At 58.2% G+C, this 21,504-nt stretch carries 18 protein-coding genes and 3 pseudogenes; 11 read left to right on the top strand and 10 right to left on the bottom strand.

All coding sequences use genetic code 11. From position 1 onward, the window contains the following. The first annotated feature begins 172 nt into the window (after positions 1 to 172). Entirely contained in the window at positions 173 to 2,059 is a 1,887-nt protein-coding gene (locus tag V4R08_RS01110; protein ID WP_335577646.1) for an ABC transporter ATP-binding protein, read from the top strand. Between the two features lie 256 nt (positions 2,060 to 2,315). Further along, positions 2,316 to 3,812, top strand: coding sequence for a CDP-glycerol glycerophosphotransferase family protein (locus tag V4R08_RS01105; protein WP_335577645.1), 1,497 nt, complete (start codon positions 2,316 to 2,318; stop codon positions 3,810 to 3,812). Positions 3,813 to 3,945: 133 nt separating this feature from the next. Here V4R08_RS01105 and V4R08_RS18185 read toward each other — a convergent pair. The 4 genes and pseudogenes from V4R08_RS18185 to V4R08_RS01085 all read right to left on the bottom strand — a co-directional run. Beyond that, a pseudogene (locus V4R08_RS18185) lies at positions 3,946 to 4,107 on the bottom strand (transposase); the annotation flags it as partial. Between the two features lie 14 nt (positions 4,108 to 4,121). Beyond that, positions 4,122 to 4,691: pseudogene (gene tnpC, locus V4R08_RS01095) on the bottom strand (IS66 family transposase); the annotation flags it as partial. A gap of 1 nt (position 4,692) precedes the next feature. Beyond that, complete coding sequence (locus V4R08_RS01090; RefSeq protein WP_335577644.1) at positions 4,693 to 5,670, bottom strand: lysylphosphatidylglycerol synthase transmembrane domain-containing protein; 978 nt, start codon at positions 5,668 to 5,670, stop codon at positions 4,693 to 4,695. 46 nt (positions 5,671 to 5,716) lie between these two features. After that, positions 5,717 to 7,567 carry a hypothetical protein gene (locus V4R08_RS01085; protein ID WP_335577643.1) on the bottom strand — a complete coding sequence of 617 codons (1,851 nt, stop codon included), beginning with the start codon at positions 7,565 to 7,567 and terminating at the stop codon, positions 5,717 to 5,719. A 318-nt stretch (positions 7,568 to 7,885) separates the two neighbouring features. On the opposite strand from V4R08_RS01085, the gene V4R08_RS01080 reads away from it, so the two are divergent. From V4R08_RS01080 to V4R08_RS01065, 4 genes are read left to right on the top strand one after another with little or no spacing between them, the layout of a single operon-like run. Continuing rightward, on the top strand, positions 7,886 to 8,635 hold the full coding sequence (locus V4R08_RS01080; protein ID WP_335577642.1) for a glycosyltransferase: 750 nt from the start codon (positions 7,886 to 7,888) through the stop codon (positions 8,633 to 8,635). Then, complete coding sequence (locus V4R08_RS01075) at positions 8,629 to 9,921, top strand: class I SAM-dependent methyltransferase (protein WP_335577641.1); 1,293 nt, start codon at positions 8,629 to 8,631, stop codon at positions 9,919 to 9,921. The genes V4R08_RS01080 and V4R08_RS01075 overlap by 7 nt, the downstream gene beginning before the upstream one ends. After that, a complete protein-coding gene (locus tag V4R08_RS01070; RefSeq protein ID WP_335577640.1) occupies positions 9,918 to 11,039 on the top strand; it encodes a DegT/DnrJ/EryC1/StrS family aminotransferase in 1,122 nt (373 codons plus the stop codon). Before V4R08_RS01075 ends, V4R08_RS01070 begins: the two co-directional genes overlap by 4 nt. A gap of 3 nt (positions 11,040 to 11,042) precedes the next feature. Continuing rightward, on the top strand, positions 11,043 to 11,840 hold the full coding sequence (locus tag V4R08_RS01065) for a class I SAM-dependent methyltransferase (protein WP_335577639.1): 798 nt from the start codon (positions 11,043 to 11,045) through the stop codon (positions 11,838 to 11,840). A 69-nt stretch (positions 11,841 to 11,909) separates the two neighbouring features. Here the strand turns inward: V4R08_RS01065 and gmd are convergent, their stop codons facing one another. From gmd to V4R08_RS01040, 5 genes are read right to left on the bottom strand one after another with little or no spacing between them, the layout of a single operon-like run. Then, positions 11,910 to 12,992 carry a GDP-mannose 4,6-dehydratase gene (gmd, locus tag V4R08_RS01060; RefSeq protein WP_335577638.1) on the bottom strand — a complete coding sequence of 361 codons (1,083 nt, stop codon included), beginning with the start codon at positions 12,990 to 12,992 and terminating at the stop codon, positions 11,910 to 11,912. A gap of 43 nt (positions 12,993 to 13,035) precedes the next feature. Further along, positions 13,036 to 13,638 carry a hypothetical protein gene (locus V4R08_RS01055; RefSeq protein ID WP_335577637.1) on the bottom strand — a complete coding sequence of 201 codons (603 nt, stop codon included), beginning with the start codon at positions 13,636 to 13,638 and terminating at the stop codon, positions 13,036 to 13,038. Further along, a complete protein-coding gene (locus V4R08_RS01050) occupies positions 13,635 to 14,540 on the bottom strand; it encodes a methionyl-tRNA formyltransferase (protein ID WP_335577636.1) in 906 nt (301 codons plus the stop codon). The genes V4R08_RS01055 and V4R08_RS01050 overlap by 4 nt, the downstream gene beginning before the upstream one ends. Next, positions 14,541 to 14,792 (bottom strand): hypothetical protein, encoded by a 252-nt coding sequence (locus tag V4R08_RS01045; protein ID WP_335577635.1) that lies wholly within the window; start codon positions 14,790 to 14,792, stop codon positions 14,541 to 14,543. Beyond that, positions 14,764 to 16,383, bottom strand: a complete 1,620-nt coding sequence (locus tag V4R08_RS01040) for an amino acid adenylation domain-containing protein (protein WP_335577634.1) — start codon at positions 16,381 to 16,383, stop codon at positions 14,764 to 14,766. The genes V4R08_RS01045 and V4R08_RS01040 overlap by 29 nt, the downstream gene beginning before the upstream one ends. A 192-nt stretch (positions 16,384 to 16,575) precedes the next feature. Between V4R08_RS01040 and V4R08_RS01035 the strand changes: the two genes are divergently transcribed. Together V4R08_RS01035 and V4R08_RS18180 are read left to right on the top strand one after the other, a co-directional pair. Then, the gene (locus tag V4R08_RS01035) at positions 16,576 to 17,823 is read left to right on the top strand and encodes an O-antigen ligase family protein (RefSeq protein WP_335577633.1); all 1,248 of its coding nucleotides are present in this window, start codon (positions 16,576 to 16,578) and stop codon (positions 17,821 to 17,823) included. Positions 17,824 to 18,165: 342 nt separating this feature from the next. Next, positions 18,166 to 18,357 (top strand): annotated as a pseudogene (locus tag V4R08_RS18180) (CoA transferase); the annotation flags it as partial. Positions 18,358 to 18,705: 348 nt separating this feature from the next. On the opposite strand, the gene V4R08_RS01030 reads toward V4R08_RS18180, so the two are convergent. Then, positions 18,706 to 19,920: a pyridoxal-phosphate-dependent aminotransferase family protein gene (locus V4R08_RS01030; RefSeq protein ID WP_335577632.1), complete on the bottom strand. Its 1,215-nt coding sequence runs from the start codon at positions 19,918 to 19,920 to the stop codon at positions 18,706 to 18,708. Between the two features lie 362 nt (positions 19,921 to 20,282). On the opposite strand from V4R08_RS01030, the gene V4R08_RS01025 reads away from it, so the two are divergent. The 3 genes from V4R08_RS01025 (at position 20,283) to V4R08_RS01015 (ending at position 21,476) form a co-directional block, all read left to right on the top strand. Further along, positions 20,283 to 20,549 (top strand): hypothetical protein, encoded by a 267-nt coding sequence (locus V4R08_RS01025; protein ID WP_335577631.1) that lies wholly within the window; start codon positions 20,283 to 20,285, stop codon positions 20,547 to 20,549. A gap of 135 nt (positions 20,550 to 20,684) precedes the next feature. Continuing rightward, positions 20,685 to 20,876 (top strand): hypothetical protein, encoded by a 192-nt coding sequence (locus V4R08_RS01020; protein WP_335577630.1) that lies wholly within the window; start codon positions 20,685 to 20,687, stop codon positions 20,874 to 20,876. Positions 20,877 to 21,038: 162 nt separating this feature from the next. Continuing rightward, positions 21,039 to 21,476: an HIT family protein gene (locus V4R08_RS01015; RefSeq protein ID WP_442935608.1), complete on the top strand. Its 438-nt coding sequence runs from the start codon at positions 21,039 to 21,041 to the stop codon at positions 21,474 to 21,476. Positions 21,477 to 21,504 lie beyond the last annotated feature (28 nt).

Below are 21,504 nucleotides of genomic sequence, written 5' to 3'. Positions count from 1 at the left end.
GTCAGGGGCTCGCGCGAGTCCGGCTGCATGTTGATGGGTTCTGGGCCGCATCGATGGCGATTTCTACGTCGCGTCTGGTCTCGGGGATTGACCATAGCCCTCTCCTCAGGCAGTGCGGCGAGGCCGATCCGTTGTTACCCGAGAAACCGCTGGAATAGAGGAGAAAAACTCGTTGGGCATCAGAGCGCGTGCGATGTCGCGAACCGTCCTGCTGGGTACGTCGCTTACGAGTAGATTGCGCGGATACCGTGATCTTTTTACGCTAGTTTGGCGGTTTGCACAAAATCACCACGGCAAAATTGCGCTTTTCGTCTTTCTCGCTGTGTTCAGCGTAGTGACGGAGAGCTTTGGCGTATTCCTTTTGATTCCTCTGCTGCAATCAATGGGTCACAACAACTTGTTCGCCAACGTTCCTGTGCTCGGCAGTATTTCTGGCTTGTTCGATGGGTTGCCTGCGGCAAGTCGTCTGTTATGGGCGGGCGGCCTGATGCTCGTCGTCGTTCTTATCCGCGGCGCGCTGCAGTTCGCACAAGAATTCTTGAGTTACTCAATACCGCTGCATGTGGACTCGGCGCTTCGAATAAAAGCCTTTAGGGGCTTGATCGGCACCAGCATGCAATATGTGGATACTATTGGGGCCGGTGAAATATCCAACATTATCGTAGGGCACTCCGCTCGGATCGGCATCGCCGTTCGTTTTTTTGCAACCTTAATCTCCAGCATTTTCATCCTGCTTTGCTATGTCGTCGTTCTGAGCATCGTATCGCCCTTCCTGTTCCTTCTCGCCGGAATCTACATCTTAGTAACGACGCTGCTGTTTCGAGCTTTCACGACAAACATCGTCCGAAGCGTCGGGACTCAACTTTCTCGAGCCAACCAGCAATTTTCCCAGATATTCTTTGAGACCTTGAATGGAGCGAAACTCATTCGCCTTTCGGGGGCCACCGGTGAAGTTCAGCAGGATCTAGAGTCCTCAGTGCGGATACTCAATCGCGCTCGAGATCGGACGGTGGCAATTGAGAACATGACCGTACCCTACTTCAATACGATTGGTGGCATTCTCATCTGCGTCATCGTGATGGCTGTGGGCGTATTAAAGGCAGACACAGCCGCAAGCGCTATCGGCGTTATTGTAATCTTCTTTGTTCTGCTGCTTCGAATAGTCTCCCCGCTAAGCGTTATAAATATCTCGCGGAATAACATACTCGTTCATCTTGATGCATTTCAGGAGTATCAGGCGTTTTTGTCAGCTTGCGAGTCGGCACAGGAAACGGACGGGTCTGTTATCCTTCCGAATTTTCAGAAAGCAGTAAGCTTCGAAGGAGTCAGTTTCAGCTACTCCACAGATGGTCCGGTCGTCCTGAAGGATGTCAGCTTTACCATCCCTCACGGGCATATGGTCGCAATCGTCGGTCCGTCCGGCTCAGGTAAATCAACGATCGTAAATTTGCTCGCACGGCTCTACAGGCCAAATTCCGGGAGTATCCTGATAGACGGGACGCCGCTGAATGATTTGGTTGTCGAGTCCTGGTGGCGACGTCTTGGAGTCGTGACGCAGGATATTATCGTCATCAATGGCTCAATTCGCGCGAATCTCTGCTTTGGCCTTCGAGAAGAGGTCTCGCTTGACAGGCTTAAATCCGCAGCTAGCCTTGCTTCGATTGACGATTGGATATCATCGTTACCCGATGGCTACGACACGATGCTAGGCGATCGGGGAGGACGTCTTTCCGGAGGACAGCGGCAGCGTCTCGCATTGGCGAGAGCATTCATCAGAGATCCCGAAATCATCGTTCTCGATGAAGCAACAAGCGCTCTCGATACGCTGACGGAGCAGACGATTCAAAAGCAGCTGTCTGCACTGTCCCGTCGGAAAACAGTCATTGCAATTGCTCACCGTTTATCAACGGTGCGCTTGGCGGATACGATTATTGTAGTAGATCGAGGATGCATTGCGGAAGTCGGGAGTCACAATGAATTACTCAAGCGTCAGGGAATTTATTCGAGAATGATTGAATCGCAATCGCTTGATCTCGTGGAAGATGACGGTGAGACTTGATGCGGAATCGTCCGCCGATTTGGACGATGAATAGTCCCAAGGGGATTATGAAGCCTATTCAGGGTTTTAGTTTACGCCGATTCTGCCGCTACTTTCTCCCACCGCAGGGCCTCCGCAGCAATTTTGCGACTGACACCTTCGGTCACGAGCACCTCCTTTCGGTTACTAAGATGTCGTTGACTAACTCAGATAGTAGGATAATATTCCCCTCGAAGAGGGAGAGTAAACGGAATGATTTCGCCTAATCGATGTGGCCATGAAGCCCAATAGAGTTTTTTTTTACGTCGATTCTGCTGCAACCTTTTCTCATTGCAAGGTCGCCGCCGAAGCTTTGCGACTGCATCTCAACGCACATATCGTTATGATGTGTCTCGATGAGAGGCACATAGATGAGACGACCCGTAACTATGAAATGTATAGTTATGCAAGCTTGTTTTCTGGTCTGCTCAATTCGATGTTGAGGAAACGAGCGTCTCGTAGCCGAAATTCGCTCTTTCGTTGGATCGGAGCACCGCTAGTGCTGCTTTGGATCTTCGTTAAGATGTTCCGCGTTGGCGCGGGCATGTTTTTTCGCTCGACCAAAATGGGACGGGACCTCGCACCAGCTGTGCGGTCCGTACTCATGGCCAGGAAGGTCAAAAAGTTCTTGGCAAGGGTTGCGCCGGATTTCCTGGTCATGGGCGAACTCAACGTAGGAAATCTAACCGCAATCTTCGCTGGGAGCGCGCGGCTCATGGGGATCCCGACCATAATCATACCCTACACCATCCCGAATCCCGCGGAGCCTGCTCAGATTCTTAGAAACGAACGATCTTACCGCGCGAGTTCATTTCTCGCCAAAGCCTTACTTAGAGCCTATCCTCATTGGTGTTTCGAATACGAAGGCACCAGATTGATAAGATTGCCGGCGCTCACCGCAATAACTACCGAGTTGTTAGGTCTATCAACCCCGGCGCCGTGGATTTTGAACAGAGGCGAGAATGTAGCGATCGCATTGGAAAGCCCGGCTCAGCGTGATCTGTATCTCCACCTGGGGTTTCTTGATGATCAACTTTGGATCGTCGGAGACGTCACTAGCGGCATTGCTCACCTTGACGAGAACGAAAAGAATCGGTTGAAAGCGGAACTTGTTACAAAGCACAAGCTAAGACCTGGCCGACCATTGGTCGTCTGTGGATTCCCGCCCGATCAATATCGTAGTACCGACACAAGCGGCTTCGAGTTTGCAAGTTATGGTGCGCTTATTGATGCGTGGAAAAGCAGCCTGGAGCTGATTGCGGAACACGCAAATATTTTAGTCCGGCCGCATCCTCGCATTCCTGTTGGCCAGCTGGTTTCACTTGAAAGCGAACATATAAGGGTCGTGGCCGATCCCACCGCTGATCTTATTCCCTTATGCGATCTTTACGTGGCCTCGATTTCCGCGACCATCCGATGGGCGATTTCCTGCGGTATTCCTGTGCTGAACTATGACGTTTTTCGCTACAGATATACTGACTTCGACACCGCGCCTGGTGTGCTAACAATCGAAAACGTTCAAGAATTCAGGGAATGCCTGAATAGATTTTTTGAGGATCCTGCCTTTGCGCAACACCTCGCGCAGCAACAAAGAACCGTGATGAAGTATTGGGGAGTTGCTGATGGAAAATCTTTCGAGCGCTTCGCCACGATGGCAAAGGAAGTCACAAGCTCCCGAAATGGATTAGGTCAAGTTTCGAAACCCGTAACAAGTCTCGGCCTTTCCAGTTCGTGAGATTAGAAGTTGCGCAAGGAAGCAACGGCCTCGCCGCGGCCTCTTGCTCACAACAGGACCGCCAAGAAACGGAAGCGGTCAGGACGCTGTGACCGTCGGGCTTCCCCATAAGCGGATACTTGATCCACGTTCCGAGCCAGTCGCGTGACCGATCGAGGTGGAGCAGGCACGACCGGGCGCCATGGACAAGGACGCGTCGCAGGTACGAACTCCCTCTCTTGCTAATGCCGAGTCGTGTCGTCTTGCCTCCGGTCAAGTACTCGCGAGGCACACGCCCAAGCCAGGCTGCCATGTCGGTAAGCGGTGTTTTCAGGCCACTTCCCTGGTATTCATCGCAGCGGTATAGGCCCAAGGCAGCAGGTCGTTGATCTGGCTGTTGGGATGGCCGTTGACGATCCTGGTGATGACGTCGGCCAGATAGTTATGCGGTTCGATGCTGCAAAGCTTGCAGGTCTCGATCAGGGACGCGACGGTGGCCCAATGCTCGGCGCCTCCGTCGGAGCCGGCGAACAACGCGTTTTTGCGGTTGAGCGCAATCGGTCGGATTGAGCGTTCGACTATGTTGCTGTCGATCTCGATGCGGCCGTCATTGAGGTATCGCGTGAGCCCCTCCCAGTACGACAGCGCGTAGCGGATAGCCTCGGCGAGTTTGGCCTTCTGGCTGATCAGGTCGAGCTTGGCACGCAGCCAGGGTTCGAGGGCTTCCAGGATGGGGTGGCTCTTCTCCTGCCGAAGCGCGCGCCGCTCATCGGCGCAGCGGCCCCGGCATTGGGTCTCGACGGCATAAAGATCGACAATGCGTTTGAGCGCCTCGCTGGCGATCGGCGCCGGACCGGCGACGGCAAGCTCGTAGAAGCGCCGGCGCACGTGGGCCCAGCAGTTATATCTGGTCCGGTAACCTGTCCGCTGTGACTTCCTCTGAAATTCCCGTCTCGGCCGGCTTCGGGTTCAGGATCCAGATCAGCCCGCCGAGGGCACCGGCAACGAAATTCACGACCCCGAACAGTAGCGAGGCGCTGACGCCGTCCTCGGGCCGCAGGGCGGCATAGCCAAAGGCTAGGGCCATCGTCGCCTCGCGCAGCCCCCAGCCGGCAATCGAGATCGGCAGCGTCGTCACCAGCATGACCGGCGGGATCAGCAGAAAGATTTGCGCGAAGGATCCGCCTGCTCCGATCGATCGAACGACCGCCCATGCGATCACCGCATTCAGCACGTTGACCAGCAGGGACAGAACGATGAGCGGCAGGACGTGAACGCGGCTGACCATCAACTGGCCGGCGATTTCGGAGCACGCCTGGGCATGCCGCACAATTTGCCAGCGGGCGAGCCACCGCCACCGCAGCGTTCCCAGCAGCAGAAAGCTGGCTCCTCCTCCGATCGCCGCGGCGTCGACCAGCAGCAGCGCGATGCGACCTTGCGGATCTGCGATCAGCCTCAGACTCCAGGGCAAGCTGGCAACCACGAGGAACGCGAGCACCGTAAGTCCGATCGCGCGATCGATCAGAACCGAGTAGCCGGCCGCACGCCAGCCCACGCCACTACGGCCGACGAACCACACGCGCGTGGCATCGCCGCCGATCGAAGACGGCAGCGCCTGGTTGAAGAACGCCGCAATCATGTTCAAACGGAAAGCCTGCCATACGGTCAGCGGCGCGCCGCAAACCTGTGCGATCTCGCGCCAGCGCACGGCGCCGAAGAAGACCTGCGACACCACGGCGACGACGGCGAAGATCAGCCACCACAGCGTGGTCAGATCGATCCGCTCCACGATGGCCGAAAAATCCACCTTCCGCAGCGCAAGAAAGAGCAGCGCGATCGAAACCGCCACCTTGATGGCCAACGCAAGGATCTGACGCATATGCTTTGTCGTCGCTGTCATCGGCTGATCGACATTCCGGCCCGGTTTAAGGACATGCGACTGCGAGATTGCCGCCGTTCGAGGCTTTTTGACGAAGTACCGCATAGTCGGCATTCCGGTACAACGTTTCGTATCGGCCGACGTCGATCAGATGCTCCGAAGCGCGGATGACAAAATAATCGAAGCGCGCGCACTCCCGATGCGACTCGTCCCGCATGCGGCCAAGCCAGTCGATGAATCCGGCGGTCGGCGCGTTCGCCGAGAAGATGGTGCGACTTTCGGTAGTATATGGATAGTAAAGCAGCATCAGGTAGAACGCAAAAGCCTGGTAGGCTGTCTCGTCGAACGGCCGCTTCAATCCCCCCGTCAGTGCGCCATTGAATGCTGCCAGCGCCTTCGGCGTTATCATGGACAGCTTGTCAAAGAACGCCGATCCCTCCTCGACCTCTCCGACGGTCCTGAAGTAGCGTTTGACCAATTCGGACTGCGGCAGAATCGAAAGCCCGTAGAGGGGAACATAGGGCTTTCCCTGGGTGTAGAAGCCAATCAGAAAACTGTCTTCGATACTGGTGGAAGCGATCACCGCATTGGAGGGCGTATGCTGTTCGAGCCACGTCAGGGTCTCATACTTGTCGCGATCGATGAACCCGCGCGGCTGGTCCAGGTCGAAGGGACGAACGATTTGCATCGCCCCGAACAGAATGACGGCGACCGCGACGGCGGAGAACGCAGACCGGAGACTGTTATTCCACCGCTCTCGCCAACGGAACAAGCTGCCGACCAGCGGACCGGCGTAGCGTTCACCAAGATTCCACAGCCAAGCAGCGCTTGCCAGAAAGGCAAAGATGCAAGAGCCGCGCAGCCACAATCGTGAACCCAACTCGACGGAATCGCAAAACATTCCAATAATAGCGGCCGACAACAGCAGGCATTTCATAAGCAAGTTTTGCTCGCGCCCACCAACGCCGATCGTGCCGATGACGACAGGCACCAGCAGCCAGATAAAGTAGAAGTTGATGCGCACCCTCGTGAATTCGCCATGGTGCATATTCGCGCCGAGCCGGGTTTTGTGGAACACCGAAAACTCGAACAAGGTATAGGCCGCCCCGATGGCCAGCACTGCGGCCACGCAAAATACCCGCCAATCGAGCTGCCGCCTCATCAAGAACTCAAGAGCGAGAAAGAGCGCTAACCCGCCGATCAGCGACGCCGTCACGGCAAGCCCCGCGGTTGCGCAAGCGGCGGCGGCGGCACATCCGAGTCCGGCGAGAACGCGGCTGCGCTGACGCATGGCCAGAAGCACGCAGGCAAGCGTCAGAAGCCCGAGCGACCAGAAAATTGAAGGGTTGAGAAGCCGGGCAAAGCCGGGTTCGAGACCGAGGACCTCCCGGAAATTCAGTTGCAGGGAACGGGAGTAAAAGCTGAGGCTGAAGTTATCGAGCAGGAACAGCGATATTCCGGCAAGCGCCAACGATGACGCAAGGCCGAACTGCCGATCCAGAATCGCACCGAACGCCAGGATCAGCGACATCGCCAGAAGTCCGGTGCAGAGAATCAGCAGCAATGAAACCGCCGCTCGCTCCGAGGTCGTAACGGCATGAGACAAGCGCCACAGAACGTTGCCGACAAGCACGCCGCCGATATACGTGCAGGCGAGAGGGTTGCCCTCGATCCTCGTGGCCGCCGGATAGGCTGCGGTGTTGCACGCCTGGGCGCCCTGCTTGATCAGGTCGAAGTAGACGTAGTTATCGCTCGCGTCGGTCCGCGAACTCGCCAGCGGGACGCCGACCTTCTGCGGACTGTCGACGGCAAGCCGCGCCAGCAGGTTGGAATGGAAGATGGCCGAGACCAGAAGCGAGGCAAACAGGTAGATGATGACCGAGCGCCAGGTCGGCATTGGTGGGTTTCCGCTGCGAGGATTTGATCGCCCGTCTGGGCAAGTGTGAGCCGAGCGGCGCAGCACTTGCCGGTTTCTGACATCAAAGTAGGGCGTCCGCAATGTCCGCCGCTTCTGCCCCACTCTGCTTGGATACGAACTCCGAGTAAGGCGCCAATATGCCAAGGATAGCAATATGTTGGACAGCCTGATACGTCGCGCAGACAAACTAGGGCCCGTTGACAGGGTCGCGCTAATGATCGATCAACCCGGCCGACAAAGCATTCAGCGCCGAGATATTCTCGTTTCGTCGGCAAGGCCGTCCCGAGAGCCCAAGTGATGCCATTGACCGAACCCCACGACCCGTCTGGCCGGCCCGATGTCAGCGTGATCCTGCCGACGTTCCAGGAGCGCGACAACATCGTTCCGCTCGTCGAAGAGTTGCGTCAGGAATTCAAACGTATCGATGCCCGATACGAAATCCTGGTGGTCGACGACAAAAGTCCGGATGGCACCGCCATGGCTGCGCGATCGGCGTTCGCCGATGACAGCGGTGTCGTCGTTATCGAGCGCAGCAGCAATCCCGGGCTCGCGCTTTCGATTCGTGAAGGTATCGAGAAATCGCACGGCGCCGTCGTCCTCGTCATGGATACGGATTTCAACCATCAGCCGAAAGACGCCGTGCTGATTTCCGAGGTGGCCAAGCTGGTCGATCTCGGCATCGGCTCGCGGTTCATCTTTGGCGGCGGAATGCCGAACCGGCTACGATATTTCCTGAGTTATCTCTACAACATCTTCATGCGCATTTCGCTCGGCACGCGCATGGATGACAACCTGAGCGGCCTGTTCGCGGTCCGGCGAACCGCGCTGTTCAAGCTCGATTTCGACAAGATTTTCTGGGGCTACGGAGATTACTTTTTCCGCCTCTTGCTGCTGTCCCAACGGGCGGGGCTAACTCACGTACAGGTACCGGTCTTCTATGGCGAGCGGGCAGCCGGGGGTAGCAAGACGCGTTTTATGTCGATATTCATGCGCTACACGCGCGAGGTGGTGCGGCTGATGTATTTCAGGGCGATCAACCGATGGTGACTCCGGAGCTGTTTCACGCCATTTCCAAATGCAGGATCTGCGGCAGCGCTGATCTGCACGGTGCGATCGACCTCGGACTGCAAGCCTTGACCGGACGCTTTCCGGCCGCCGGCGAACCCGATCCCCCCAAGGCGCCGCTGGAGCTCTTGCGTTGCGGCGAGTGCGGGCTGGTCCAGTTGCGGCATTCGGTGCGCGTCGCCGAGATGTTCGGAAACAACTACGGCTACCGGTCGGGCACCAACGCGACGATGCGCAATCATCTTGGGCAACTCACCACCGCCGTGGCGGAGCGCGCGGCGCTGGCTCCGGGCGATGTCGTTCTCGATATCGGCTGCAACGACGGAACCTTGCTCAAGAGCTATCCGATCAAGGGCCTGATGCACACCGGCATCGATCCGATCGCCGGGTCGTTCGCCAGTCAGTACCCGGACGACTTCAATATCCATGCGGGCTTCTTCAACGCCGGGTCATTCGCCCGTCTTATGCCCGGCCGTAAGGCTCGCGCGATCACCTCGATCGCCATGTTCTACGACCTCGAAGACCCCGGCAGCTTCGTCGGCGACATCGCCGCGGTGCTCGCACCGGACGGCATCTGGGTGCTCGAACAAAGCTATCTCCCGAACATGCTCGACAGGAACTCGTTCGACACGATCTGTCACGAGCACCTTGAATACTACGCGCTGTCGCAAATCGAGCGACTGACGCGCGACAAGAACCTGAGGGTCTTCGACGTCAAATTGAACGATATCAACGGCGGCAGTTTTCAGATTTGGGTCTGTCATCGCGACGCCGCCTACCCGGAAAACAGAACGATTCTTGACGCGCTTCGCAAACGCGAGGCTGCGCTTGGCATCACCACCGACAAGCCGTTTGCTACGTTTCGTGCTAACGTCGCGGCACTTGGGTCCCGTCTGAAAGATTTCATCTCCCAGGAAGTCGCACGCGGAAACCGCGTCTATGTCTATGGCGCCTCGACGAAAGGCAATGTGCTGTTACAGCATTTCGGATTGGACCACCGACTGCTGACGGCATGCGCCGATCGCAATCCGTCAAAATGGGGTCAGCGCACGCCCGGCACGGCCATACCGATCATGTCGGAAGAAGACGCGCGAAAAGACGCCGACTATTTCCTGGTACTGCCATGGCACTTCCGCGACGAATTCGTCGCACGTGAAGCCGATTTCATGGCACGTGGCGGGCATCTCATTTTCCCTCTCCCCGAGTTCGAAGTGGTCGGACACGCATCCGATTCCAGCCGCGGCGAAACGCGCTCCGGGGTTCGATGACCAATCCAGTTCATATTCCATGGGCACAGCCCAAGCTCTTCGGAAACGAGGAAGCGATGGTGCTCGACGCGCTTCGGTCGGTGTGGATTTCAGGCGGTCCCTACGTCCAGCGACTGGAGCGAGTGGCGGCCGAACGCATGCAGGTTGCCGAAGCCGTCGCGGTGTCCAACGGCACGGTCGCAGTGGAGCTTGCGCTTCGCGGCCTGGGAATCGGCCCTGGCGACGAGGTGATCGTACCCGGATTCACCTTCGTGGCCGCCGCAAACATGGTGCTGTCCGTTGGAGCGACGCCGCTCTACGCCGACATCGATGAACAATCGTGGCTGCTCGATCCCGATGAAATCGATCGACTGGCAACGCCGCGCACCAAAGCCGTGTTGCCCGTTCATCTGTATGGCAACGTCGCCGAAATGGACGCGATAACATCGCGGGCAAAGGCGCATGGTCTGGTCGTGCTCGAAGATGCCGCCGAGGCAGCTTTCTCGCGCTTCGACGGCAAATGTGCCGGCACGATCGGAAACGTTGGCACATTCAGTCTCCACGCGACCAAAACGATCACAACCGGAGAAGGTGGACTGGTCGTGACCAACGACGCCGGGCTTGCACAACGCATGAGGGTGATCCGGGATCACGGCATGCGCCAGGGCAAGAGATACTGGCACGACGTGGTCGGCTACAATTTCAGGTTGACCAATCTGCAGGCCGCCATCGGCTGTGCGCAACTGGAACACCTCGATGACATCATGGCGGATCGCCGCCGCATACACGCGCTGTACCGCAACGCTCTAAACGCCTGTGCCGGAGTTCGCCTGCAGCACTTTTCGCAGCACGTTGATCCGGTTCTCTGGGTCATCGCGGCATTGATCGAGGACGATGATTTGTCGCGACAACGATCCAGACGCGACAGGATCATGGCCGCGATGCTGGAGGATGGTATCGAAACGCGCCCAGGCTTTTACGCCCTGAGCTTGATGCCTCCCTACGACGCACCCGACCTACCCCGGGTGCTGGCTGCAAGTGCCGGCGTCATCTCGCTGCCGACCTTTTTTGGCCTGACCGAGCAGCAGATCGGATACATCTGCGATCGATTTCGTCACCACGTCCACAACGCGGGTTGAGCCGTGATTTTCAGAAACAATTTTCTTCGCCGCTATCTCGATCTTGCTCCCGGCGCACTCGCCGTCGAGCGCGCGGTGGAGTGCGACATCCTGAAGGAACAAGAATTCGTCAGGCCCATCCTGGATATCGGATGCGGCGACGGAATCTTTGCGGCCATCCTGTTCGATGAAAAGCTCGATACCGGCATCGACCTCGATCCTGCAGAAGTCGCGCGCGCGGAAAAGCTGGATGCCTATCATGAGCTGCTGGTGTGCCCGGGAGATAGAATTCCGAAGCCCGATCAGGCCTTCAATACCGTCCTGTCGAACAGCGTGATCGAGCACATCCCCGATCTGATGCCGGTGCTGAGAGAAGCGCATCGCCTGCTCGCTCCGAACGGCCAGCTTTTCCTGACCATTCCAACGGATCGCCTCGAGCACAACTCATTGCCGGCGCGCGTATTCAATCTGATTGGAGCGGACGGGTTGGAAGCCCGCTATGGCAGTTTTCATAACCGTTTCTGGCAGCACTACAACGTGCATTCGCGCACGGAGTGGCGTGAATTGTTTGCCACAGCCGGATTTCAAGTTGATGACGAACGGCTCTACGCTTCGCCGAACTTTTCCTCGTTCTACGATCTTCTGATGCCCTTCGCGCTACCATCGATCGCTGCAAAACGGCTATTCGGGCGCTGGTTCCTGCTGCCGGGATTGCGGCGATACTATGCGGGCCTGGTATACGGGCTGATCGTCGGCATCTACCGTCGATTCAAGCGGGAAGCCGGCAGTTCGCTGGTCTTCTACGCCCTGCGCAAAGTCTGACGCGAAGCCCGTGCCGTTCGATCCGGCGTAAGGCACGATCTTTATCGGGGCTGGTTGGACAAACCGTCATCAGAGCGAGTGCGCATGTGCACGCTCGAGCCTGGCCGCTTTCAGATCACTCGCAACCATTTCCTGCACCATCTGCGTGAAGGTCGTTGTTGGTTTCCAGTTCAGCTTGGCACGTGCCTTGGACGCATCGCCAACGAGCAGATCGACCTCGGTCGGACGAAAATAGACAGGATCGATCCGGATCAGGGTCGCGCCGGTCTTTGCATCGATACCGGTTTCGTCGACCCCCCTGCCCCGCCACTCAATACGGCGCTCGATCTCGGCGAAAGCAATTTCCACGAACTCCCGCACCGAGCGGCACTCCCCGGTCGCCAGCACGTAGTCGTCCGGCTGATCCGCCTGGAGGATTTTCCACATGCCCTCGACAAAATCCCTGGCATGTCCCCAGTCGCGCTTGGCTTCGAGATTGCCGAGATACAGCGTCTCCTGCAGACCCATTTCAATCCGCGCCACCGCGCGCGTGATTTTGCGCGTGACGAACGTTTCACCCCGGATCGGACTCTCATGATTGAAGAGAATGCCGTTGGACGCATATATCCCGTAGGCTTCCCGGTAGTTGACGGTGATCCAGTAACCATAAAGCTTCGCAACACCATACGGCGAACGCGGATAGAACGGCGTGGTTTCCGATTGCGGCACCTCCTGCGCCATGCCGAATAGCTCCGAGGTCGAAGCCTGATAGAACCGCACTTTATCCGACATGCCGAGAATCCGGATCGCTTCCAGCATCCGCAACACACCGATCGCGTCGGCGTTGGCGGTATATTCCGGGCTCTCGAAGCTGACGCCGACATGGCTTTGCGCGGCAAGATTATAGATTTCGGTCGGCTGAATCTGCTGCATGAGGCGGATCAGATTGGTTGAATCCGTCATGTCCCCATAGTGCAGCAGGAACGGCACTTCGCCCGCCAACGGGTCCGAATAGAGGTGGTCCACGCGCGCCGTATTGAAGGAGGACGACCGGCGCTTGACGCCGTGAACGACATAACCCTTCCCAAGAAGAAACTCGGCCAGATATGCGCCGTCCTGCCCCGTCACGCCAGTGATGAGAGCGACCCGGCGCGACCCACTTCCGTCAACCATAGTGCCTCCAGATGGGAAACAGCGCGAAGCCGGAAATTGGTTATCAAACCGCCGTCTTCGCAATCTCGGCGCAGTCGAAAATCAAAACATCATTCCGAATATACTTGGAATAAACGCGAGGCGACAGCTTGTTGAGAATCTGCATCGGGCGCTCGTTCGGCTTTTGCATCTGGCCAAGGCACCTGGTTTCGCCGCGGCGCGCCAATTCGGCGATCGAAGCGATCAGGCATCGCTGAGCGCCTATGGCGGCAATGGGATTACCGGGCTCCGCCGCCCACGCCATGATTTCAGCCTTGACCTTCGTACGCCGGAATGCGCCGGGGATCAAAAACACCGCTTCGAACAGCGCGAACAGATCGTAGGGGTGCAACAGGCATGTACCCACAACGCGCAACTTGCTTCGCCAACCGATATTGGCAAGACGCTTGCGCGCCGACACCCAGTCGGTCGTGCTGATCTGGAACGCAATAACTTTATCCTTATGAAACGCGACATAGCCAAGGCAATCCGCGCCGCTCAGAAGGCTGCCATACATGATCTTCAAATGTGAATAACCCAGACGGCCATTGATCGACCAAGGCAATGCACGCTCGTGAACGCGGGCTATGCCATCAACGTCGCCTTGTTCCACTGCGCGGATGATCATTGTCCGGGACCAGCCAGATTCTGCCAATCATCACGGGTCATGACGCGCCCCTGCCGCATTGCGCGCCTGACAAGGACGGCCTCGCCATCGCCACATCCAATGACAGGACTGCCTTCGGCAACTGCCAAAACGCCACGCGCGACACGGTTTCGGCCTTGCGCGGTGTCGCAGGCGCGGAGCACCAGAGGCACACCGGACACGACGGCCGCCGGCGTATAGGTCGGGCATACCAGCGGCTCGTAGTTTGCGGCACGTACAAAGTCGCAAATCCTGCGCGCGCCCCAACTCCAATCGATTTCACCGTTGAGCGCATCCTTGTGACGATACAAAGTTCGCTGCGACAGATCCTGAGGGATCGCCCGCGGAGCATCGTTCGCGGCAATGCGCTCGATAACACCGATCAACAGTTGCGCTCCCGTTTCCATCGTGCGCATGAACAGCGACAGACCCGTGTCGGAAGCCTGGATGGGGATGGTTTGCTGCGCCAGAATGGGGCCGGTATCCACCCCCGCGTCCATGACATGGACGGTTAGACCCTGAACCGATTCTCCATTGCGGATCGCCCACTGATGACAGTGCAGGCCCGCATATTGCGGAAGCAAGCCGGGATGCATGTTGATCGCTCGTCCGGGAAATAAACCGATGATGTCAGAAGCAATAATCGTAGTGCCATTGATATTGACCAGCCAGTCGGCACGCGAGCCAACCGGAAGCGGTTCTTTGCCCGTTAGTATCGTGCGCGGCAGAATGCGTATGCCATGGCTGTCCGCATAGGCCTTCGCCTTGACGGCCGAAGACGATCCCGGAATGAAGGCCGATACCGAAGCTCCCGACAATTCATGGACCGCTTTCAACACCGCATAGGCGGGATGACCGTCGCCCGTGATCAGGAATGTCGGCATCTAGGTTCGGCTCAGAAACCGTGCAAAGCTTTGCACCGTTTCAAGGTCCTTCGGTTCAGCCGTCGAGAGATCGATCGCTGCTTTGGTTTCCGCCTCGAGGAATCCGAACATCTCGACGAAAGAGAATGAATCGATCACTTCCAGAATCTTCGCGTCGGCCGTGAGGCTGGCAGCCTGCTCCGGAGCTGCCTGCCGAAGATAGCCGAGGATCAGGGAGGTCAGGTCAGCTTCCGATTTTGATGCGTCGTTCATTGATCCGTCCGAGTTCGGCATAATCGATTTTTCCGTTTGGATTGAGCGGCATCTCATCAATGCTGAAGATATACCGCGGCATCATATAGTTCGGCAGCACCTTCGCGCTTTCAGCCTTCACGAGCTGTTCCTCCTCAGAAGTAAGCCGCTCGACAAAGGCGGACAAATAAAGGACCTCGTTCGCACCGCCGTGAACAGGAACAACAGCGACAAATTCCTTTCCGCTGAATTTCCTCAGCGTGGCCTCAATTTCTCCGAGCTCAACACGGTATCCATGGATTTTGATCTGTCGTGTCGCTCGCCCCTTGTAAATCAGACCGCCGCCCGCTTCATTGCAGACGAGATCTTCGGTCCGATACCAGCGGCTGCTCGACAGGCCGGGGAAACGCCTCTCGACAAACTGAGCCCTGGTCAGATCGGGCCGATTCCAGTATCCGGCCGATACCTGCGTGCCGCCCAGCAACAGCTCACCAATGTCGCCATCCTTTACGGGATTGAGGTCGGCATCGCAAATAACGACCTCCTGTCCCGCAAACGGCTCACCCAGGGGCAAGACCGAGAAGTCGGTCCCCCGCGCGCATGGATAGGCCGTAACCGCAACGGTTGTTTCCGTGGGGCCGTAAAAATTATCAACGCGCGAGTTCGGGGCCGCAGCCATCCAGTCCGCAGCCAATGCGCCCGGGAATGGCTCACCGCAAAACATGCTGAACCTGAGGCTCTCGAAGGCATCGGAATGCAGCTTATTAAACTTCTTGAGGATCGCGACAGCGGAAGGAACGGAGGTCCAGGCGGTCAGCCGGTGCCGCTTCACAAAACCATCCGGTATCAGGACTTCATCCTGCGGAATGCAATACAAGCTGCCCCCCACGGCCCACGCCGAAAACAGATCGTGCACCGAGAGATCGAAGTTCAATTCAGGCAGATGAATGAATCGATCCGCCTCGGTATAGGAATAGTAATCAACGACGTTGCGTACATAGGCCGCAACGTTCCCATGGGAAACCATCACTCCCTTCGGTTCGCCGGTTGAGCCGGAGGTATACATGACATACGCCAGATCGCGCCCGCTGCCCTGCAACGGCTTCGTTGGAGATATCAACTGCCCCTTGTTCAGAAACAGGTGTTGCGGAAAATCGACTGCCCAATTCGGAGTTGAATCCTGATCAGGAAGCAGGATGACTACTGATCGTGTTATTCCCTGTAAAAGCTGCGGCAGGTTTTTCAGACATTTCGCATCGACAATGATCGCTGCCGGCTGAGACTGCGCGACGATCGACCGCGACCGGCCGATGGGCTGCGCGGGTGTCAGCGCGACATAGGCATATCGCGCCAGATGACACGCGGCGATGGCCGCATAGGCAACAAGACTGCGGTGAGCAAAGATTGCGCACGTTTCAACGCCATCCGTCGAGGGGGCCGGAAGTCCGCCAGCCAGACATGATGCAAAATGGTGCAAGTCGCCGTAGGTATAATCCTGACCGGCAACCCAAAGGGCTGTCCTGTCTCTGAATTGAGCGGCCGAGTGCACAAATGATGCTGCGAGAGGGGTCAAAATAATTTCAATCCGTGCGCGGACAAGCCGCCTTTTCAAGGCGATTTGTTAGCTTTGTTAGTGCCAAATATCAATAATCGCTGCCCGTCCATTCCCTCGTAGGAGCGCCTCCAAGTCGGCTGGCTCACAACCTTGCTTGTACTTTTTACGCAGCTTATTCCAACGGCTCGACGTATGTCATAGTCCGATCCGGATCGAGTAAGGCACCCTAGATTTTGCAGCGAGCATTTAATGCGCCCGAACCAACTCACGGCTGATTGGACCAGCGTTCCACGCCGATCCCGGATAGCCGATCACCTTGCCGTCCTGATGGCGATCTCGCTGCCGTGGTCCACCACGATCTTCGGCGTGTTTACCGTGCTTTGGCTGATCACGATTGTAACCGTGATCGACGTGCAGCAGATCAAGGCCCAGCTTCGCCGCCCGGCAAGCTGGCTGCCCATCGCACTGGTCTGCCTCGCGGCGGTCGGGATGCTTTGGACCGATGCCGCATGGGGAGCCCGGGTTCATGCCGCCGGATCGATGGTCAAGCTGCTGGCAATCCCTCTACTCATGTATCAGTTCGAGCGGTCGGAGAGAGGACTGAAAGTCTTTCTCGCGTTCCTCGCGTCATGCAGCGTTCTGCTTGCGCTGTCGTGGCTCAGTTGGTTCGAGCCGCGCGTCATCATGACTGCGGACAAGATTCCCGGCGTCCCCGTCAAGAACTGGATCACCCAGGGCGTAGAATTCGTACTTTGTATTTTCGGCGCAGCTGCGCTGGCGATCGTGATGTGGCAAAGGCAGCGCCCCTATGCAGCAGTCGGATTCGCCCTGCTCAGCATCGGGTTCTTCCTCAACATGGCCGTTGTTGCGTCATCCCGCACGGCCCTTGTCTCGCTTCCCATCCTTCTGCTGATATCGACCCTGCGATACGTGGCATGGCGCCGCGTGCTGGTTCTGTATCTCGCGATCGCCGTTGTCGCGGTGCTTACCTGGTTCCTTGCACCCAACCTGCGGGAGCGGATCGACAGCATTCAGCAGCAATACACGTCGAACAACAGCGAGACGACGTCCGTCGGCCTTCGACTTGGATACTGGTCCAAAGCCCTCAAGTTCATCCGCAGCGCTCCGCTCGCCGGTCACGGCACGGGCTCGATACGGGGCCTTTTCGAGCACGAGGCAATCGGAAAAACCGTAATCGACGATCAGATCGTCGCCAATCCCCACAACCAGACGCTCTATTTCGCGATCGAGTGGGGTGTGATCGGAATCATCTTGTTGTGGGCGATGTGGATCGTTCATTTTCTGATGTTCCCGGAAATGCGCTGGATATCTTGGCTTGGCATCATCGTTGTCAGCCAGAACGTCTTCGACTCCCTGTTCAATTCGCACCTCTCCGACTACGTCGAGGGCTGGATTTACGTGCTTGGTGTCGGCATTGCTGGCGGCATGATTTCGAAGGCTCGCAAACCGCCGCCGGTTGCCGTGACGGCCGCATAGGTATTGCGGAGTTGGCGTGACTCGGCCGGTCCTTTGATTTGCGGAATGAAGCGAATCCAGCTGCTGCCGGCAGACAAAAGCACGCGACCGAAGCTGCCTGAATGCCCGTTTCCCGCGCCTCCCAGTCCCTCTCTCGCTTTACCGTCCTCGACCTCACCAGTGCCGGTTCGGCACGGACGACGGTGAGGCAAGTGGCCAATTTGGGCACCAACATCATCAAGGTCGAGGGGTCCGAACGAAGCCGCCGGCAGCGAGCAGCTCGGCGCCGCGCCACGACCCGGATTTCCAGAACCGGCACGCAACGAGCCGGCGACGACGCCGACTTGAAGAAAAGGCGTCGCGGCGTTCGAGCGGCTGGCCGAAAAGGCAGACGTCATAATCGAAAACTTCCGCCCCGATGTGAAAACGCGCCTCAGCACCGATGACGACAGCCAGAGCAAGATTAACCCGTCACGGCAGCATCTCAAGCTTCAGCCAGGAGGACCCCACCGCAGAGCGGCACAGCTTCACATGGCGCAAGGCATGGGCTACTGATGTCGATCACTGGCGATCCCGGGCACCGATGCCGGTCGGCAAGCGCGGTCAGGATGACGGTGGCGCAGAATAGCCGGCGGTTAGGTCGGTCACGAGAATATTGACCGTATGCGGGGTTAACAAGCTTTGGCTCGGAGGAGATCGCAATCGAGAAAAGGCAGTCATCGCTGCCAGAATAGCACCACCGATCGAGCCAAATTGTGACAGACGATCGCAACAGACACATCAGCCAAGGCTGGTTCTTATGATAACTAATGTTGCCTCCCGCTCCTGTCATGCGAATCTTTGCCATAAAGTCTGAAGCAGTTGCGGCTCGCGTTGAACCGACTGCCGCGGCTACCACTATTCTCACGCGCGAACACTTGGACCACGCAACAGCGACTTCGGCAATATGATCACGGGGCGTTCCTTGAGAACCTCCATTGCAGCCATGACGCCGCCCGAGCGATGCGGCACCTTGAAAAGGTCGAGGCTCATCTCGATGCCGGCCAGCGCTCCCATCAGCGACAGGTCGTTGAGATGGCCGAGATGGCCGATGCGGAAGGCCCTGCCCTTGAGCTGGCCGAGCCCAGCGCCCAGCGACATGTCGAAATTCTCCAGTACCACTGTGCGGAATGCATCCGCATGACCCTCAGGCACCATGACGGCGGTCAGCGCCGGCGAATAGGCATGAGGATCCTGACAGACGAGATCCAGTCCCCATGTCTTCACGGCGGCCCGTGTTGCAGCGCCGTGACGCTTGTGGCGGGCCCATACGTTCTCCAGACCCTCCTCCTCCATCATCGCGACCGCAACCTTCAAGCCATAAAGGAGATTGGTGGCGGGCGTGAAGGGAAACGAGCCCTGCTTGTTGTTGGCAATCATGCCGTGCCAGTCCCAGTAGGACCGCGTCGAGGTGTTGGCCTTCGAGGCAGCCAGCGCCTTTTCCGACAGCGCATTGAAGCCGAGGCCCGGCGGCAGCATCATGCCTTTCTGGGAACCCGCGATCGACACGTCGATCCCCCAGGCGTCATGCTCGTATTCGAGCGAGCCGAGGCCGGAGATGGTGTCGACCATCAGCAGCGCCGGATGTTTGGCACGGTCGAGGATTTTGCGGACCTCGAGCGGATAGGTGACGCAGCTCGTCGAGGTTTCGTTGTGCACGATCATGACGGCCTTGATCTTGTGCTCCCGATCGGCCTTCAGCCGCTCCTGGATCTGGTCCAGCGGTGCGCCACGGCGCCAGTCGGTCGGCAGCACATCGACGTCCAGCCGGAACTTCTCGGCCATCCCGAGCCACAGCGTGGCGAACTGACCGGTCTCCGCCATCAGCACCTTGTCGCCCGGCGACAGCGTGTTGACGATCGCGGCTTCCCAGGCGCCGGTGCCCGACGACGGATAGATGATGACCGGCTGCTTGGTGCGGAAAATTCGCTGGATACCGGCAAGCACCTCAAAGCCAAGCACCGCGAATTCAGGACCGCGATGATCCAGGACGGGCATATCGATGGCCCGCAGCACGCGGTCAGGCACAGTGGTGGGGCCTGGAATCTGGAGAAAATGCCGTCCTGTGTGCAGCGTCATCCTGGATCCTTTCGGGGAAATTCTTAATGGGGGTTCAGGGTCGAATATCATGATCTGGCAGGGTTGTCCCGCGCCCGCACGCGCCCGTCAATGCTCGGGAATACGGGCCAATACCCCTTTTGCCGACGACCGCGGGGGAGCGTCAAATTCGACCGCCTTGTTGCGGCCCGCGTGCCATTCGTGACGTCCATCGGAGGGGGGCCTGCGTTCCTCAAGCACCCAGCCGGCGAGCGGAGACTGACAACGGCCATTGACAGCGGCTGGGGCCGGCCCGAACATGGAACCGACCCGCAACAAATTCCGGTTTAATCCACACGCTAGGGCACCCGCCATGCCCATCCGCACCACAGGAGATCGGCCCGATGATGACTTTGAGGATTCTGGCAGCGGCCGCGGTGGTTTCGATGGCCGTCTCAGTGCCCGCGCTGGCGCGGTCTCATCACCACAAACACCACCACAAATACCACCAACATCATTCGTCCGAGACCGATATCTATCTCCACAATTACGGACCCGCCGTCACGCCGGATCAACCCTTCGCCTATTACGACGGACCGGACCGCGTGCGCTGCAAGCAGAGCGCCGCCTCCTATCGCGGACAGGACGGCCGCCCGCATCCCTGCAATTGACTACTTTGGTGCTCGCGGGAACCGCGTCCGCGTTTGACGGCGCTGACCGACCGAATCTGTGCACAGCGCGTGGCGCGATTACAAAGACACGCGTAGGATTGGCGCAACGACAGGAAGAATCTGCGAGACGCATCCATGGATAAGCCGGACAAGGCATACGACTACAAGCGCTATCGGAACCTGCTAGCCGAGGCCACGGACGAATCGAAGCGGCTGGCGTTCATTGGCTTGCTGATCGAAGAAGGCGCGCGGGATCAACTCACCCGCGAGCGGATCAGCCAGCTTGGCCTGACAAAACCGGTGGAGCGATCGCGCAGCCGAGAGTAGCTTTCAGCCCCGGCTCGTGGTTTGAGACCAGCGCAAGTGGGCCGGCGAGGTGGACATCTCGTTCCGCGCGCGGCGAACCCGCAGGAAACTGGTTGCGTCCGGCATTTGCCGTGCGAAATGCGGTGACAAGCCAAACGCGAATTTAAGCAACCCGGGACAAACATGGTGGGAACGGTGCCGGCCTACGACGATCAGAACCTCTTCGCGAAAATTCTTCGCGGCGAACTCCCCTGCTTCAAGGTCTATGAAAACGCACGCACGTTCGCGTTCCTCGACATCATGCCGCGCGTGCCGGGCCACACGCTGGTGATCCCGAAAGCCCCTGCCCGCGGAATCCTCGACATTTCAGCGGACGATTTAGCAGAAGTCGCACGAACCACGAAGACGATCGCGATCGCCGCCATGAAGGCCTTCGATGCGGAAGGCATCATCGTCCAGCAGTTCAGCGAAGCCGCCAGCGGACAGGTGGTGTTTCACCTGCATATGCACGTCATGCCGATGAGGTCGGGGATCGGCCTGCTGCCGCCCCAGAGCCGGAAAGAGGATGCCGCGGTGCTCGACAATCACGCGGCACGGCTGATCGCCGCGCTCGGCGGGTAGCTCGTTTCCCGCCCGACGGAAACATCTC

The organism is Nitrobacter sp. NHB1, assembly GCF_036964665.1.
Lineage (GTDB): Bacteria > Pseudomonadota > Alphaproteobacteria > Rhizobiales > Xanthobacteraceae > Nitrobacter.
Note: the sequence above shows the minus strand (reverse complement) of the source record. Positions and strands in the feature narration are given on the sequence as shown.